This window comes from Halomonas sp. BL6 (genome assembly GCF_006228115.1).
Taxonomy (GTDB): Bacteria; Pseudomonadota; Gammaproteobacteria; order Pseudomonadales; family Halomonadaceae; genus Vreelandella; species Vreelandella piezotolerans.
The window spans coordinates 65,181-79,905 of sequence record NZ_VDGL01000003.1 but is presented as its reverse complement, the minus strand read 5'-3'; the positions used below and the strand labels follow the sequence as shown (position 1 = coordinate 79,905).

15 protein-coding genes are annotated in these 14,725 nt (G+C 57.7%); 6 read left to right on the top strand and 9 right to left on the bottom strand.

Going from position 1 to position 14,725, the window contains the following annotated elements:
• A complete protein-coding gene (metE, locus tag FHJ80_RS07120; RefSeq protein WP_139526328.1) occupies window positions 1-2,298 on the bottom strand; it encodes a 5-methyltetrahydropteroyltriglutamate--homocysteine S-methyltransferase in 2,298 nt (765 codons plus the stop codon).
• Window positions 2,299-2,397: 99 nt separating this feature from the next.
• Here metE and FHJ80_RS07115 point away from each other — a divergent pair, with 99 nt between their 5' ends.
• Window positions 2,398-3,336, top strand: coding sequence for a LysR family transcriptional regulator (locus tag FHJ80_RS07115; RefSeq protein WP_139526327.1), 939 nt, complete (start codon window positions 2,398-2,400; stop codon window positions 3,334-3,336).
• On the opposite strand, the gene FHJ80_RS07110 is transcribed toward FHJ80_RS07115, so the two are convergent.
• Together FHJ80_RS07110 and FHJ80_RS07105 are read right to left on the bottom strand one after the other, a co-directional pair.
• Window positions 3,299-4,918: an ATP-binding protein gene (locus FHJ80_RS07110; RefSeq protein WP_139526326.1), complete on the bottom strand. Its 1,620-nt coding sequence runs from the start codon at window positions 4,916-4,918 to the stop codon at window positions 3,299-3,301. The genes FHJ80_RS07115 and FHJ80_RS07110 overlap by 38 nt on opposite strands.
• Window positions 4,919-4,931: 13 nt before the next feature.
• Window positions 4,932-5,690, bottom strand: coding sequence for a winged helix-turn-helix domain-containing protein (locus FHJ80_RS07105; RefSeq protein ID WP_139526325.1), 759 nt, complete (start codon window positions 5,688-5,690; stop codon window positions 4,932-4,934).
• 225 nt (window positions 5,691-5,915) lie between these two features.
• Between FHJ80_RS07105 and FHJ80_RS17305 the strand changes: the two genes are divergently transcribed.
• A complete protein-coding gene (locus FHJ80_RS17305) occupies window positions 5,916-6,059 on the top strand; it encodes a hypothetical protein (protein ID WP_168444470.1) in 144 nt (47 codons plus the stop codon).
• Window positions 6,060-6,137: 78 nt separating this feature from the next.
• Here FHJ80_RS17305 and FHJ80_RS07100 read toward each other — a convergent pair whose 3' ends face one another.
• The 3 genes from FHJ80_RS07100 to FHJ80_RS07090 form a co-directional block, all read right to left on the bottom strand.
• Complete coding sequence (locus FHJ80_RS07100) at window positions 6,138-6,317, bottom strand: PLDc N-terminal domain-containing protein (protein ID WP_139526324.1); 180 nt, start codon at window positions 6,315-6,317, stop codon at window positions 6,138-6,140.
• 71 nt (window positions 6,318-6,388) lie between these two features.
• The gene (locus FHJ80_RS07095; RefSeq protein ID WP_139526323.1) at window positions 6,389-6,904 is read right to left on the bottom strand and encodes a TIGR02281 family clan AA aspartic protease; all 516 of its coding nucleotides are present in this window, start codon (window positions 6,902-6,904) and stop codon (window positions 6,389-6,391) included.
• 16 nt (window positions 6,905-6,920) lie between these two features.
• Window positions 6,921-8,267 carry an MFS transporter gene (locus FHJ80_RS07090; RefSeq protein ID WP_231125549.1) on the bottom strand — a complete coding sequence of 449 codons (1,347 nt, stop codon included), beginning with the start codon at window positions 8,265-8,267 and terminating at the stop codon, window positions 6,921-6,923.
• Between the two features lie 143 nt (window positions 8,268-8,410).
• On the opposite strand from FHJ80_RS07090, the gene FHJ80_RS07085 reads away from it, so the two are divergent.
• The 3 genes from FHJ80_RS07085 to FHJ80_RS07075 are packed head-to-tail and all read left to right on the top strand — an operon-like array spanning window position 8,411 to window position 11,203.
• Window positions 8,411-9,214, top strand: a complete 804-nt coding sequence (locus FHJ80_RS07085) for an ABC transporter substrate-binding protein (protein WP_139526322.1) — start codon at window positions 8,411-8,413, stop codon at window positions 9,212-9,214.
• Entirely contained in the window at window positions 9,207-9,941 is a 735-nt protein-coding gene (locus tag FHJ80_RS07080) for an ABC transporter substrate-binding protein (protein ID WP_231125548.1), read from the top strand. The genes FHJ80_RS07085 and FHJ80_RS07080 overlap by 8 nt, the downstream gene beginning before the upstream one ends.
• Window positions 9,938-11,203 carry a GGDEF domain-containing protein gene (locus tag FHJ80_RS07075; RefSeq protein ID WP_139526321.1) on the top strand — a complete coding sequence of 422 codons (1,266 nt, stop codon included), beginning with the start codon at window positions 9,938-9,940 and terminating at the stop codon, window positions 11,201-11,203. Before FHJ80_RS07080 ends, FHJ80_RS07075 begins: the two co-directional genes overlap by 4 nt.
• A gap of 33 nt (window positions 11,204-11,236) precedes the next feature.
• Here the strand turns inward: FHJ80_RS07075 and FHJ80_RS17300 are convergent, their stop codons facing one another.
• Together FHJ80_RS17300 and FHJ80_RS07070 are read right to left on the bottom strand one after the other, a co-directional pair.
• Window positions 11,237-11,383, bottom strand: coding sequence for a hypothetical protein (locus FHJ80_RS17300; protein ID WP_168444471.1), 147 nt, complete (start codon window positions 11,381-11,383; stop codon window positions 11,237-11,239).
• Between the two features lie 44 nt (window positions 11,384-11,427).
• The gene (locus FHJ80_RS07070; protein WP_139526320.1) at window positions 11,428-13,053 is read right to left on the bottom strand and encodes a BCCT family transporter; all 1,626 of its coding nucleotides are present in this window, start codon (window positions 13,051-13,053) and stop codon (window positions 11,428-11,430) included.
• Window positions 13,054-13,347: 294 nt separating this feature from the next.
• Between FHJ80_RS07070 and FHJ80_RS07065 the strand changes: the two genes are divergently transcribed.
• A complete protein-coding gene (locus FHJ80_RS07065; RefSeq protein ID WP_139526319.1) occupies window positions 13,348-13,698 on the top strand; it encodes a hypothetical protein in 351 nt (116 codons plus the stop codon).
• Between the two features lie 58 nt (window positions 13,699-13,756).
• Here the strand turns inward: FHJ80_RS07065 and FHJ80_RS07060 are convergent, their stop codons facing one another.
• The gene (locus FHJ80_RS07060) at window positions 13,757-14,650 is read right to left on the bottom strand and encodes an AEC family transporter (protein ID WP_139526318.1); all 894 of its coding nucleotides are present in this window, start codon (window positions 14,648-14,650) and stop codon (window positions 13,757-13,759) included.
• Window positions 14,651-14,725 lie beyond the last annotated feature (75 nt).

Here is a 14,725-nt window from a genome sequence, read left to right as displayed (position 1 = left end):
CTAGGCGTAGCGCTGGCGTAGCTGCAAGGCAGCCTCGACCATATTGGCCAATGCAGGCTCGACTTCGGCCCAGCGGCGGGTTTTCAATCCGCAGTCCGGGTTGATCCATAGCCGTTCGGCTGGGATTTTCTTCAACGCTCTCTCCATGAGTGACACCATCCACGCTATATCGGGAATATTCGGCGAGTGTATATCGTAGACACCTGGCCCGATTTCATTGGGATAGGCAAAGTCCTGAAACGCATCCAGCAGTTGCATGTCCGAACGCGATGTCTCGATGGTGATTACGTCGGCATCCAGCGCGGCAATGGCGCCGATGATATCGTTGAATTCCGAGTAGCACATGTGAGTATGGATCTGGGTACTGTCGGCTACCCCGGCAGCACTCAGTTGAAAGCTCTCGACGGCCCAATTCAGATACGTTTGCCACTCGCTCTGGCGAAGCGGCAGCCCCTCGCGCAGCGCCGGTTCGTCGATTTGAATAATAGAGATGCCCGCTGCTTCCAGATCGCAAACTTCATCCCGCAGGGCCAGAGCAATTTGGCGGCAGGTGGTCGCACGGGGCTGATCGTCGCGCACGAACGACCATTGCAAGATCGTCACCGGCCCAGTCAACATGCCCTTCATCGGCGTTTGGGTCAGCGACTGGGCATACTCGCTCCAGCGCACGGTCATCGGCGTAGGCCGCGATACGTCGCCCACGATGATCGGCGGCTTCACACAACGGGTGCCGTAGCTTTGCACCCAGCCAAAGCGGGTAAACGCAAAACCGTCGAGCTGCTCGCCAAAGTACTCCACCATGTCGTTACGCTCGGCTTCACCGTGCACCAACACGTCCAAGCCGAGCGCTTCCTGGCGCGCTACCGCGTGGGCGATCTCTTCGCGCATCTTCGCTTCGTAGTCCGTCTGACTGAGCTCACCCGCTTTGAACGCCCGACGTGCAGCACGGATGGCATCCGTCTGCGGGAAGGAGCCAATCGTGGTGGTGGGAAACAGTGGCAGTGCCAGCAGCCGTCGCTGGGCCTGTGTGCGCTCGACGTAGGGTGACTGACGCTGGCTATCTGCGGACGTCACGGCGGCCAAACGCTCGCCCACGGCGGGCTGGCGGGTACGCGGCGACTCGCGCCGTGCATCCAGCGCACGGGTGGCATCGCTCAACCGCTGCTCATCCTCCGGCGTGGCGCGGTTATCGATCAGCCGCGCTAGCGTCACCACCTCATCCAGCTTTTGGCGGGCAAACGCCAGCCAGTTCAAAAGCTCGGCGTCCAGCTCGGTCTCTTGACGCAGGTCGACCGGCACGTGAAGCAGCGAGCAGCTAGGCGCGAGCCACAACCGCTTACCTAGCCGCACTTTCAGTGGTAGCAACCGCTCGCGCAGCGTGGCCAAGTCAGCGCGCCAGATGTTCCGTCCATCGACCAACCCCACCGACAGTACCTGCTGGGGGCTCAACCGATCGATCACATCCGCCACCTGCTCGGGAGCTCGCACGGCATCGATGTGTAGCCCCTCCACCGGCAACCGCGTCGCGAGCGGAAGGTTATCGCCCAGCGAACCGAAGTACGTGGCGACCAACAGCTTCAGCGGTGTCGACTGTAAGCGATAGTAGGCACGCTCGTAAGCCTGCTGCCAGGAGAGCGGCAAATCCTGTACCAGCGCAGGCTCATCGAGTTGCACCCACTCGACGCCTTGCGTCGCTAGGCGGGACAGCGCCTCGCTGTAAACGTCCAAAACGCTATCGAGCAGGTCGAGGCGGTCGAACTCGCTCCCCTTGGCTTTACCCAACCATAGCCAAGTCAGTGGGCCGATTAGCGTCACTTTGGGCGTAAAGCCCGCTTTCAACGCTTCATCCACCTCGTCAAACAGCCGCGAGGAGGCTAAGGTAAACGTCTGGTCACGATGCAGTTCCGGCACTAGGTAGTGGTAGTTGGTATCGAAATATTTGGTCATTTCACAAGCGGCCGCTGGCGTACCGCTCGGTGCGCGGCCACGGGCCATACGAAAGGCGGTATCCAGGTCGATACAGCCTGCGTTCACTTCATCCTCAGCCTGAAAGCGGCCAGGCACCGCCCCTAGCAACACGGAGACGTTTAGCACGTGATCGTAAAAGGCGAAGTCACCCACGCTGACCATGTCCAAGCCGGCCGCCTGCTGGGTTTGCCAGTGGGCAAGACGCAGTGCTTGACCTGCGGCTTCCAGCTCATCGCGACGGACCTCGCCCTTCCAGTAGGCTTCAGTGACTTTTTTCAGCTCGCGCTGTGCTCCGATACGGGGATAGCCGAGAATATGCGACACTGTCATGATGAATCCTTCCAACGTGAATGATTTCACACAGTTTGATCACCGCACAAACGTGAATCAAACTAAAGATTCTAATACCAACCATGAAAATTAATCACAATGATTGAACTACGCCACCTGCGCACACTACTGGCCCTACGCGAGACCGGCTCGCTCGTCGAAGCTGCTGAGCGGGTGCACTTGACGCAGTCGGCCCTATCACATCAATTAAAAGACTTGGAAAGCCGCGTGGACGGACCGCTGTTCGTCCGCAAAACCCGGCCGGTGGAGTTCACTCGCGCCGGGCTACGGCTGCTAGCGCTGGCCGATGAGATTTTGCCCGAAGTGCGCAAAGCCGAACGGGATTTGGCCCGTCTAGCTGGCACCGAACAGGGGCGCTTACACATGGCCATCGAGTGCCATAGCTGTTTTCAGTGGTTAATGCCGACGGTGGATTACTTTCGTGATCACTGGCCGGAAGTAGAGATCGACATTCCCAGCGGGCACCATTTCGACCCCCTACCAGCGCTGGCGCGTGAACAGCTCGACCTGGTGATTACCGCCGATCCGCAGCCGTTGGAAGGTGTGCGTTATGTGCCACTGTTTCGCTATGAGGGCCTGCTTGCCGTTGCCCGTCAGCACCGCTTCGCGGGACAAGCCTATATCGAGCCTGAGGCACTGGCCGATGAAACGCTCATTACCTACCCGGTGGAACAGTCGCGTCTAGATGTCTTCACGCAGTTTCTGGCGCCAGCCAACGTGCGCCCCAAAGAGATCCGCACGGCGGAGCTGACGATCATGATGATGCAGCTTGTGGCGAGCGGACGCGGCGTGTGTGCGCTGCCCAACTGGGCGCTCACCGAGTATTTGGAGCGCGACTATGTCAGCGCCGTAAAGCTCGGCGATCAAGGCATTTGGAGCACACTTCATGCGGCCATTCGGGAAGAGAGCGCCGAGGCGCCGTGGATGCAGGACTTTTTACGCACCGCCAAGGAGACCTCCTTTGCGGTACTCTCTGGCATTAAACCGGCGATTCGCGACGAGGAATCAGCAGCGTAAAGCGCGCGCCGCCCAGCGTGGGACTGCTGTCCACGGTAACGCTGCCACCGTGACCCGCCATGATTTTTTGTACGATCGACAGACCAAGGCCGTAACCACCGGAGCTACGAGCGCGGCTATCGTCCAGCCGCGCAAAGGGCTTGAAGACATCGGCCCGCGCCTCGAAAGGAATCCCCGGCCCGTCATCCTCGACATCGATACGCACCAAATGCGGCTCATCCCACAGGCGAATCACCACTTGGGATTTGCCGTAGCGACAGGCGTTACCCACCAGATTCTGCAGCGCCCGCTGAAGGTAGCGGGGCTCTGCCAGCAGCTCGATATCCGGCCCTGGCACCAGGGTCAGTTGCTGACGAGCATGCAGCGGGGCCAGCGTGTCGATCACCCTTTCGGCCATGGCTCGGCACTCAACCAGCGCCATTTCGAGTTCGGCGCCGTTAACCGTTTCACCGCCCAAGCGGGCGTACGTTAGAATTTCGTCCACCAGTTCATCGAGCTCGGCGATATCGGCATCGATACCCTGTAGCTGACGCTGAATAGCGGGTTGGTCGGTCATGTCTTCGACCATCTGCACCGCAAAGCGGATACGCGCTACCGGCGTGCGCAGCTCGTGAGATACCGCGCGAATCATCTCCTGCTGACCGCGCAGCAGGCTCTGCACCTGGTTCGCCATACCATTGAAGGCCATCCCCAAGCGTCCCAGAAAGTCGCCGCTCTCCACTTTGACCCGCGTCTCCAAACGACCGCTGGCGATCCGCGTTGCGGCCAATTCCAAACGTGCCATCCGCGACTCGATACTGCGCATGATCAGATAAATGATCAGGCTGAGGACCACCATCAGTGCGACAAGCAGCGGCAGATGCAGGTTCAGCGGCAGGGTGTCCCCCCGGGAAATGGGGCCTGCCTGCAACCACTGCTCCGCGCCACCTGTCTCATTCGGCAGTTGATAAAGCAGCGTAATGGAGAGTTTGTCCGAGACGAGCCGGGTAATGACCCCGCCCAGGGTGAGCTGAAACTGCTGTTCGGTGGTTAGATCGTCGGGAAGCGCATTGAGCAGGCTCAGCGGCCAGTTGCCCGGCCGCAAACGCGTGAGCGCCGTCAGCCGCTCCTCGGCAGGCATACCGGCTAGCCAATCACCTAACAGCACCATACTGCCCTGCCATTGGCGCTCGCTCCAGGCACCAAAGGTGGCTTCCAGCAGCCACTGCTCTCCACTGCCAGTCGTCGGTAGGCGCTGACGTAGCTGCCACGGCGGCTCTGACACCAGCACCGTGCCACGCTCGATGCGCGCCCGCTCAAAATAGCCAAGGGACGCGTCGCTGAGGCTACGCAGCGCGAGCTGCATTCCCAACTGTTCCGAAAACTCCCCCAGCAGTGCTTCCCGCCTCTCCATGGGCACGTCCGCTAACCGCTGAGTCATCAGCGACATAGGCAGCGCAGCGAGCTGCTCACGGTAATCCTCACGGCGCACCTGCTCGATAAAAGAGCGCCCGCCCAGCGCGATGAAAAACACCACGCAAAGCGCTAACCCCAGCAGCAGGTAGAAACGCAAAAACGTGCCGTGACTCAGCACTCGCCGCATGCCACAACCTCTCTTAACTGTCCTTGACGAACAGGTAGCCTTTGCTGCGCACGGTTTTGATGCGGTGCGGCTGATTGGGGTCGTCGCCAATTTTGGGACGAATCCGCGACACCCGCACGTCGATGGAGCGGTCCTGACCGTCGTACTTGATACCGCGAAGATCGCTGAAGATCTCTTCACGGGTCAGCACACGACCCGCATTCCGCGCCAACAACCATAGCAAATCGAATTCGGCGCTGGTCAAGTCGATGCGATCACCAGAGAGCCAAGCTTCACGGGTGGCGTTGTCGATCTCCAAATTTTCGAACTTAAGACGCATTTCGCCATCTGGAGCAGGACCATCGGCACGCCGCAGCAACGCGCGCATGCGTGCTAGCAGCACGCGCGGCTGCACCGGTTTAGGCACGTAGTCGTCCGCGCCCATTTCGAGTCCTAATACCTGATCGAGATCGTCCGTTCGGGCGGTTAGCATCATGATGGGGCCGACAAAATTGGGCCGAACACGGCGACAAATCGCTAAACCATCTTCCCCCGGCAACATTAGATCCAAAATGACGAGATCAGGCTGCAGCGTCAAAATACGGTCGACTCCTTTGGCGCCATCCGCTTCTAACGTGACTTGAAAGCCGTTTGCCTCCAGGTAGTCGCGGGTGAGCTCCGCCAAGCGCTGATCGTCTTCGATGATAAGCACGTGATCCTGGTCGGGGTAGTCGGGGGTGACCGCATCCTGTTCCCCAAGTGCTTGAAATTGCTGTTCCAAGTGATCTACCATCCTTTTTCTTCACTCCGCTTAGGCAGTTTGTATTATCACCCGCTCACCCGATGCAAAAGCAGGTCGTGATAGCTCCCAGGATACCTCAAAACCTCGCCAGCGCCTGCCCTTTGATCAATGTTCCCTGGCTTTCGTTACTGGGCAGCTTGGGTCGGCTTGATTCTTCTAACATCAAGCGCTAATGTGAGGTGGCAGACTGTCGACAATCTGACAGGAGGAGATCCCATGGGAGATGGCAAAGCCAAAAGTGTCATTAAACGTGTTTATGTGCCGACACAGGTGCGTGACCTGCCCAACGGTGAGAAGCTGAAGATCCCCGGGCACTACAAGGCACCGCCTACCGATGCCAATAGCGCAATGGATGAATAGCCGCTATTCATGATGCTCAATACAGAAAAGGCAGGCCCTCACGGCCTGCCTTTTTATATCTCTACTGACTAACACTCGCTATCCCTTGGGGCCAAATAAGAACCAAGCGATTAGCCCTACAAGGGGAAAGACCAGTAGTGCGATGATCCAGAGCAGTTTGGCCAACCCACCGGCCGAGCTTTTAGCGACTTTTACGATGGCCCATACGACGATGACGAGCCAGATCAAACCTAATAAACCGCCGACTTCGATACCCATTGTCACTCCTTGCGTTTAAGCGTCCATGAGCCTTCAGCTAAGCACATGAGTGCGCTTAACACAAACCAGCATTAAGGTTCTGGCAGTCTAAGCACCATCTCTCCGCCACGGATCTCGATGGCTAACTGATTCAGAAAACTCATGCCTAACAGCACCGTATCCCGTTCCATGCCTGGACTGATGGAGCCTTGCACGTTGCTCATGCGTATTCCACCGAGCGCGACTTCTTCCAACTGGGTCAGGTTCCCCTCTACGCGCCCGTTGGCCGTATTGAACCAAGCACGCCGCCCTGGCTCCAGACGCAGGCGTTCGGCTAGCTCGCTGGGCACCGCCACATAGGTGGCCCCGGTATCCAACAAAAACGTAACGGGCTCTCCGTTGATACGGCCAGGTGCCTCGAAGTGCCCCGCTCGGTTTCGTTTGAGAGTGACCGGCGCATTGTCGGGAGCGGTATTCATCAGATGTACATTTGGCTGCCACATCTGCTCCAGGCCGCCTTGGATCCACCAAGTGCCCACTGCCATGAGCAGCACCCAGAAGAGCAGCATCATGACGATGCCGCCGCGCTGTGCCCGGCCTGTCATCATCGCTCACCTCGTGGCATTAGACACTTTTCCAGGCCACCGCCGCCTGACGCCCGCGGCGCTCGTTGACGCCTAAGCAGATCAGCATGGCCGCCATGAACAGCCCCACACAAAGAAGAATAGACGCTTGTAGTCCAATTAGCGTTTGCAGTATGCCCAGCATGACGATGCCTAGCACCCCGGCGAGCTTGTTGGCCAACCCCCAGAAGCCGAAAAATTCTGCTGACTTCTCCAGCGGCGAGAAAACACCCACCAGCGCGCGGCTGGCCGACTGGCTGGAGCCCAAGCTCAAACCAGCCAGGCAGCCCACGATTAGAAATACATGCTGCGCTTGCCACTGCCAACCCAACTGCCGATTGAGCCATGCGGTCACTTCGGGGGTCGCCCAGATGGCCACGATAGCAGCCACCCACAGGGCCAGGGTCATTTGGTACGTATGCTTGGCCCCGAGTTTATCCTGCAGAAAGCCAAATCCGATCGCACCAGCAGCAGCGGTGACTTGCACGATGATGAACATGATATTGCGCACGCTCTCATCCCATCCGATGACTTGAGCACCGTAAATGAACGCGAAGGCGATGATGATGTAGACCCCCGCCATGGAAAACAGCAGAGAGACAAGAAAGATGCTCAAATCCTTGAAGGTGCGCAGCTCCTTGAAGGTGCCCACTATTCGCTGCTGAGCGATTTGGCGATAAGAGACACCGTGGGGTTTGGGCACACCGCGCTCTTTTAGCCACAAAAACGTTGGGATGGCAGCCACCAAAAAGAAGCCAGCCGCAAATGGACCCACCCAGCGGATGCGCTCGAAGTTGTCGGCCGTCGCCTCTCCCAGCACGATGAGCGTAAAACCAGCAGCGACTAACCCTCCGATATAGCCCAGTGCCCAGCCAAAGCCAGAAATCTTCCCCAGTGCATCCGGCGGACCCAACTCAGGTAAGAAGGCGGCAATGAACGACTCTCCCATGGAGTAGGCATAGTTGGAGAGCACGATCAATAACAGGCCCAGCACCACGTAGCCAGGCTCGACAAAGTAGAGCATCGCCGTCGTGGCCACCGTTGCCAAATAGCTAAACAGCAGAAAGCGTTTTTTCTCAGCGCGATAATCCATAACGGCACCGCATAGCGGGGCACTGATCACGACCATCAAATAACTGATGGCAAGCGCAAGACTCCATAAAAAGTTGGCGAGCCGATAACCATCGTTGCGTTCGCCCACGATAACCGTGGTAAAGAGTTCGCCAAATACCACGGTAATAATGAGCAGTGTGTAGGCTTGATTAGCAAAATCAAACATGGCCCAGCCGAAAATTTCGCGCCGGGTCGCATAAACAGTGGCATTGGGCATGACGGGGGCAGACGACATATCAGCGCTCTCTTAAAAAGAGCCATAAGAGTATCAGTTCGCCGTATCGCTTCGCTATCCAGTTCGTTAACAGATTAGAGGTGACAGACACACAAAGTTACTCTAACTTTGCTAGATTAAATTAATAACAGGGACGCTATTAGATGGCGCATGGCAACGTTATAAAAAAGCGTTTACTGGCCACCCTTTTTCTACTGCTAGGGTGCGCTGACGTCACCGCCTCTCTTTTTGACGACCGTGTGTTCGCGGACGACTCAACGGTATCCCTGGCATCGCTGACGTTTATCACGGAAGAGTATCCGCCTTACAACTACTTAGACGGGGACCGCTTGATGGGCAGCTCCGTCGAGCTGCTTGAAGCCATGCTGGCCCATGCGGGCTCTCCCCTGGGCAGGGATGACATCCGCTACTACCCTTGGGTACGCGGCTACGAACTCGCCCTGCATCGGCCCAACACCGTCCTGTTTTCCACGACCCGCACGCCGAGCCGAGAATCGCGGTTTCACTGGGTAGGTCCCATCGCGCGAGACCATGTCGTGCTGCTTGCACGTCAGGGAGCGAACATTCGAGTGTCCTCACTGGACGATGCCATCGAACAGGGATTGAGCGTGGCGGTCATACGCGAGGACATTGGTGCCCAAGCCCTAACCGAGGCAGGCTACCCAGAGGCACTGATACGACCAGCCATGGATAATCGCAGCGCCCTGCATATGCTGCTCCACGAGCGCGTCGACCTGTGGGCTTACAGCAGCGATGTCGCCCAGTGGATTGCCGAGCAAGCAGGCTATCCCGCCGAGATCGTGGTACCTCTCTATACCCTGAGCGAATCTTATCTCTACTTCGCGCTCAACGCTGAGACGGACTCACGCCTCGTTGCCCAACTCCAGCAGGCTTTCGAACACGTCACGACTCTCCCGGTGGCCATACAGGCAGGTAGCGATGGTTAATCGAACGCTCTTGTACGTGATGCCCTACGGGGTGATCGTTGCAATCGGCTTGCTGCTCATCGGTATCAGTCTCGCCAGCCGTGCTCAATCACCGCTGCTCACGATCAATACCGAAGAGTATCCACCGTTCAATTATCAGACGCCTCAGGGCGACATCGACGGGATTGCCACACGACAGCTACGCCATGCATTGACGCATGCCGGGATCGACGCTCGCTTTCGCCTCTTACCCTGGGCGCGGGCGTATACCGAAGCACGGCTACGCGAGCACCACTGCGTCTACTCCACCACCCGTACCTCTGAAAGAGAGCCGCTGTTTCACTGGGTTGGACCACTGGTCATCAACGAGTGGTCGGCATTCGGCCTATTGTCGAGACACTGGGAGCTTACAGAGCTTGATCAGTTGGGTAAGTGGCGGGTAGGCAGTTTTCGTGAAGATGCCGTGGGAGATTACGTGGCTAACCAAGGGGTCGAGGTGCTGCGCGCGCCCACCGAGCGTGAAAACATGGTGAGGCTAGGGGCAGGGTTGATCGATGTCATCGTCACTGGACGAGCGACCGCAGAGCGACTGGCAGCAGAAGAAGGCGTTGCCATCGAGCACCTGTTTACCTTCCATTACGCTCCGCTTTATCTCGCCTGTCACCCCAGCGTCGAACGCAGCGTGATCGAGCGACTGCAGCGCCACCTAGACACGCCGCCCACCCCGAAAAGGGAGCCACTGTCGTGAGTATCACCAAGCCTTATCTCGCCAGCGGTCGCTTGACGCTCAAGCAAGCCCTGCTAACGCTGTTAATCGCCATTTTGATCAGCTTGGTATCCGGTAGCATCGAGCTACTCGGTCACGCCAGTAGCATGCGCGAAGACGTACAAAAACGCACCTTACAGCAATTGGCCATCGTCAACGGCGCAGCGGCCGAAGCCGCTTTTCAGCTCAATCCCGATTTAGCGCATCAAATCGCGTTTGGCTTGTTCAGTAACAGCGACATTGCTCACGTGGCGATTCGCGACGATTTTGGTCGTGCTCTGGCAGAGTTTTACCCCACTCGACCAGCCGCCGCTAGTTGGCTCAGTCAGCGGTTATTTGGCGACATCGTCAATCATGACATGCCGCTACGCTACTACATCGGCAGTGACATGCCCGACGCGACGGTGGGCGATATCTCGCTCACGCTGGATGCGGACTACCTGACACAAGAGTTTTTAGAGCGTAGCTACGAGGTCGTGGGACGAAGCGTGGTGGAAGCCTTTTTACTGAGCGGCTTAGTCATTGCGCTGTTCCATATTTTCATTACCCGTCCGCTCTTGAAAGTGCACGCCGCAATTACTCAAACCGACCCCGCACGGCCAGGACAGTGGCCCAAACCATCGTTGAAAGGCCATCACGACGACGAGCTGGGCCATTTGGTCGAGAGCTTGGACCACCTCCTCAATGCCTTTCAATCAGGGCTGGAGCAGCGCGATCATCTTCATCAGCTTTCTCAATACGATGGACTGACGGGCGTGGCCAACCGCCGTCACTTCGATATGTTCATCGCCCAACAGTGGCAGTGGGCGCATCGCGCCAAACGGCCCCTGTCGGTGATTTTCATCGATATCGACAATTTCAAAGAGTTCAACGACCACTATGGCCACGCCATGGGAGATGACACGCTGCGGGCGGTCGCAACGGCGCTGAATCAGTGCATCGACCCCAGCCGCGACCTGCTGGCACGTTACGGCGGAGAAGAGTTCATTTGTGTGCTACCAGGCACCGCGAGCGCTGGAGCGCTGGACGTCGCCAACTGTCTTCGCCAAGCAGTGCTCTCACTCGCCATTCCTCACGTTTACTCCAGCACACATTCACATCTGACGGCCAGTATGGGGGTAGCCAGCATGTCCGCCGAGCGGCCGCTGAGTACCGACGACCTGCTGAGCCTTGCCGACCAACAGCTCTATTTGGCCAAACGGCGTGGCCGCAACCGAGTCGAGATACACGAACGCCCGGCATAGCCGGGCGTTATCACACTCTCCTTGGACACTGCATCATAACAGCCAGTGAGCCATCACCGCCGAGATGCCCACCACCATGGCCGTGATCACCGCCACGGTGACCAAGCGATCCAGCCAGCGGTCGAAAGCAGCGCCTTTGGGCTGTCTTCGCGTGGCTCCGTGGCGTCCTTGTCGAGCCATTAGCACGCTGTTTCCATGAGTGCTTCCTCTATTGAAGCCATTGCTTAGCTATTGATACGCCGGTTGACCACGCTAGGGGCACGACGCAACCGCTCCTCTTCACCCAGCTGCTCGGCCTCGAAGGCGTCGGCCCCTACGGGCGTTTCGCCGTGGCGACGATAGAGCTGGGTCAGCATGGCTTTACGGTCAGCACGCAGCTCACGTACCAGTACGATGACCATCATATACAGAATAAAGGTAAACGGCAGTGCTGACAGCACGGCGGCAGATTGTAATCCAGAAAGACCGCCAGCGACGATCAGCGTCAAGCAGATCGCTGCAATCAGTACACCCCATGCCACGCGCTTGTAGAGCGGCGGATTGATCGAGCCGTTGTCGGTCATCTGCGCGACGATATATGAAGCGGAGTCTGCCGACGTCACCAAGAAAATGAAAATCAGCAGCATGGCCACCACGGACAGTACCCCAGAGAACGGCATGAGATCGAACATCTCGAACAGGGCGACGGTGATGTTGGCTTCCGTTGCAGCCGCGAGGCCCACATCGCTCCCGCTCATTTCCAAATTGAGCGCGGCCCCGCCAAATACGCCGATCCACAGACACGCCAGCAGCGGCGGCACGAACAGTACGCCGAACACGTACTCCTTGATGGTACGACCACGCGAGACGCGGGCAACGAACGTGCCGACGAAGGGCGACCAAGCGATGACCCAGGCCCAGTAGAAAATGGTCCAGCTACTGGCCCACTGATTATCACTGTAGGGCGAAATTCGTAGGCTCATACCAATGAAGTTCTGCAGATAATCGCCGATACCCAGCGTAATGGTTTCGAGAATCGCGATGGTCGGGCCGGTGAACAGCACGTAGAGCATCAAACCGATACACAGCGCCATATTAAGATTCGAGAGCCGTTTAATGCCCTTGTCGAGCCCTGACCAAGTCGAGGCCATGTAAGCACAAAACATCACGAATAGAATGGCAAACTGCCAAAGCCCGTTCTCAGGCAGGCCAAACACCGCATTGAGCCCACCATTCATTTGCAGGACGCCTAGCCCTAACGACGTTGCCACGCCCATGACGGTCGCCACTACCGCAAAAACATCCAGCCAAGACGCATAGGGACGAATACGCGGATGTTTGGCTGTCACCGATGAGAGAACGGACGACACCAGCCCTGCTTGCCCTTTGCGGAATTGAAAGTAAGCGATGATCAGTCCCACCACCGAGAAAGCGGCCCACTGGTGGATCCCCCAGTTGAAGTAGCTGTATTGGATTGCATAGCGCGCGGCAGCCTCGCTTTCGGCAGGCACATCCCCGTAGGGCGGGTTGATGTAGTGCGTCATGGGCTCCGCCATGCCGTAAAACACCAAGCCGACTCCAAACCCCGCGGCCAGCAGCATGCTGATCCAGGAAAAAAAACTATAACTGGGTGTACTGTCCTGAGGCCCAAGGCGCACTTTGCCGTATTTGCTGAGCGCAAGACCGATCAGAAAAACGACAAAACCGAATACCGAGAAGAGATAGAACCAGCCAAACAGTTCGGTAATGGACGTCAGCGCCGTCTCTGCGGCGCTGCCAAACGCATCGGGAAAAGAGGCCCCTACGATTACTAAGCCAAAAATGATCACCGCCGATGCGATAAACACCGACTTACCTCCATGGTTTGTCATAGCACCACCCTGGTTAATGAACGAAATATACGCATGTAGTGCGTTCGTTTATTTAGATCCCTCATTCGCTGTTCTTAAAACATTAGCTCATAAAAACATGACGCATCATGTTAGTGTTTTCATGTAAAGCCTAACATTCAGCGCGTGTCATCGCATGTCGAGCGCTCAAGAGAGCCCATTTAGCCACCTCTGATTGATGACGCTTTAAAAGAAGTCGAGTGGAAAATTCGACCGGCAGTGAACTTGCCTGCCTGAACAAGCTCCAAAGGGGGCAAACGAACGATGGAGGCTTTCATGCCACAGATGAATCGCGAACAACGTAATGCCGCTTGGCAAGCCGCGCACCAGTGGCGTGCCCGGGCTGCCCAAACGCAGCCGACCGGGCTCGTGGGCAGCTTAAAGCTTTTACTGACATGGCTTGCGTTTGGCGTGCTGATGATCGTTGGCGTCGTCTTAGGGCTATTTTTCTTGCTCGTTGGCTGGGCAATGATGCCGTTCGTGCGCCATAAGATGAAAAAACGCATGGAGCAGATGCGCGCCGACCAAGCTCAAGACATCGGCGGTAGCTACGCTGGCAAGGAGTCCACGGGGCAGCGTGATGCGCTCGAAGGCAGTTACGAAGTCAAGGACGAGCCGCGCCACTAATCCGTTTTTCTTACTCCGTACCCTGTTGAGTGTGTCCCCTTGTTTGCACCAGCCGCTGTCAGGGTGGCGGCTGGATCCAGGCAAAGGCCGCCGCCAGGGTCAGCGGCATGACAATCAAGCTCCCCAGGTTACCAATCAACACCAGCGATGCGACCTTGTGCGGTGCAAGTCGATACTGCTCGGCGACCAAGTAATTCAACACGGCTGGTGGCAGCGCTGCGAACACGAGTAATGTGGCGGTTTGCAGCGGCGTCAGCGGCAGCAGCCACATCAGCGGAAGCGCAATGATGACCCCGGAGAGCGGGCAGAGCACTGCCCCCAACAAGCCCGTACGCCAATCGCTAAAGTCGATCTCCAGCAGGCGTACGCCCAGGGCGAAGAGCATCAGCGGGATACATACGCCACCGAGCATATGCATGGCCTCTAGCAGCCACCCCGGCAGCGGCACGCCTCCAACGTTGACCAGTAGCCCCGCCACACTGGCCGCGACGATAGGCATTGTAAGCATCCGCCACAGCGACGTGCGCGGGTCCAGCATATAAAGGCCCACCGAAAAGTGCAGCAGCATCTCCACGATGAAGACCACCACGGCTGCCGGTAGCGCTTCTGGCCCGAATGCCAACACCAGCAGCGGCACTCCCATGTTGCCAGAGTTATTGAACATCATCGGCGGCAGGAAGACCTTACTTTCCAGCCCAAGCCACTTCACCACGGGCCACAGTACGACTCCTGACCCCAGGACCACCAATGCGGCAGCGCTGGCGAGCCACGCGTACTCTGTCAGCGGCGCTTGGCGGTCAGCCAGAACGGCAAATACTAGCAGTGGAACGAACAGCTCCATATTGAGCGTATTCAGACTGCGGATATCAGGCGTTCGGAAACGTCCATAGGCGGCGCCACTTCCAGCAATCAAAAAGACCGGCAGCAGCGTGGCTAAAATTTGCCCAATCATTGGCAAGCCGCCTCATGGTGAGGCCGCGCGGATGGGTGAGTGCGCATACGTTCATCCTTGTTTTTATTGGAATAG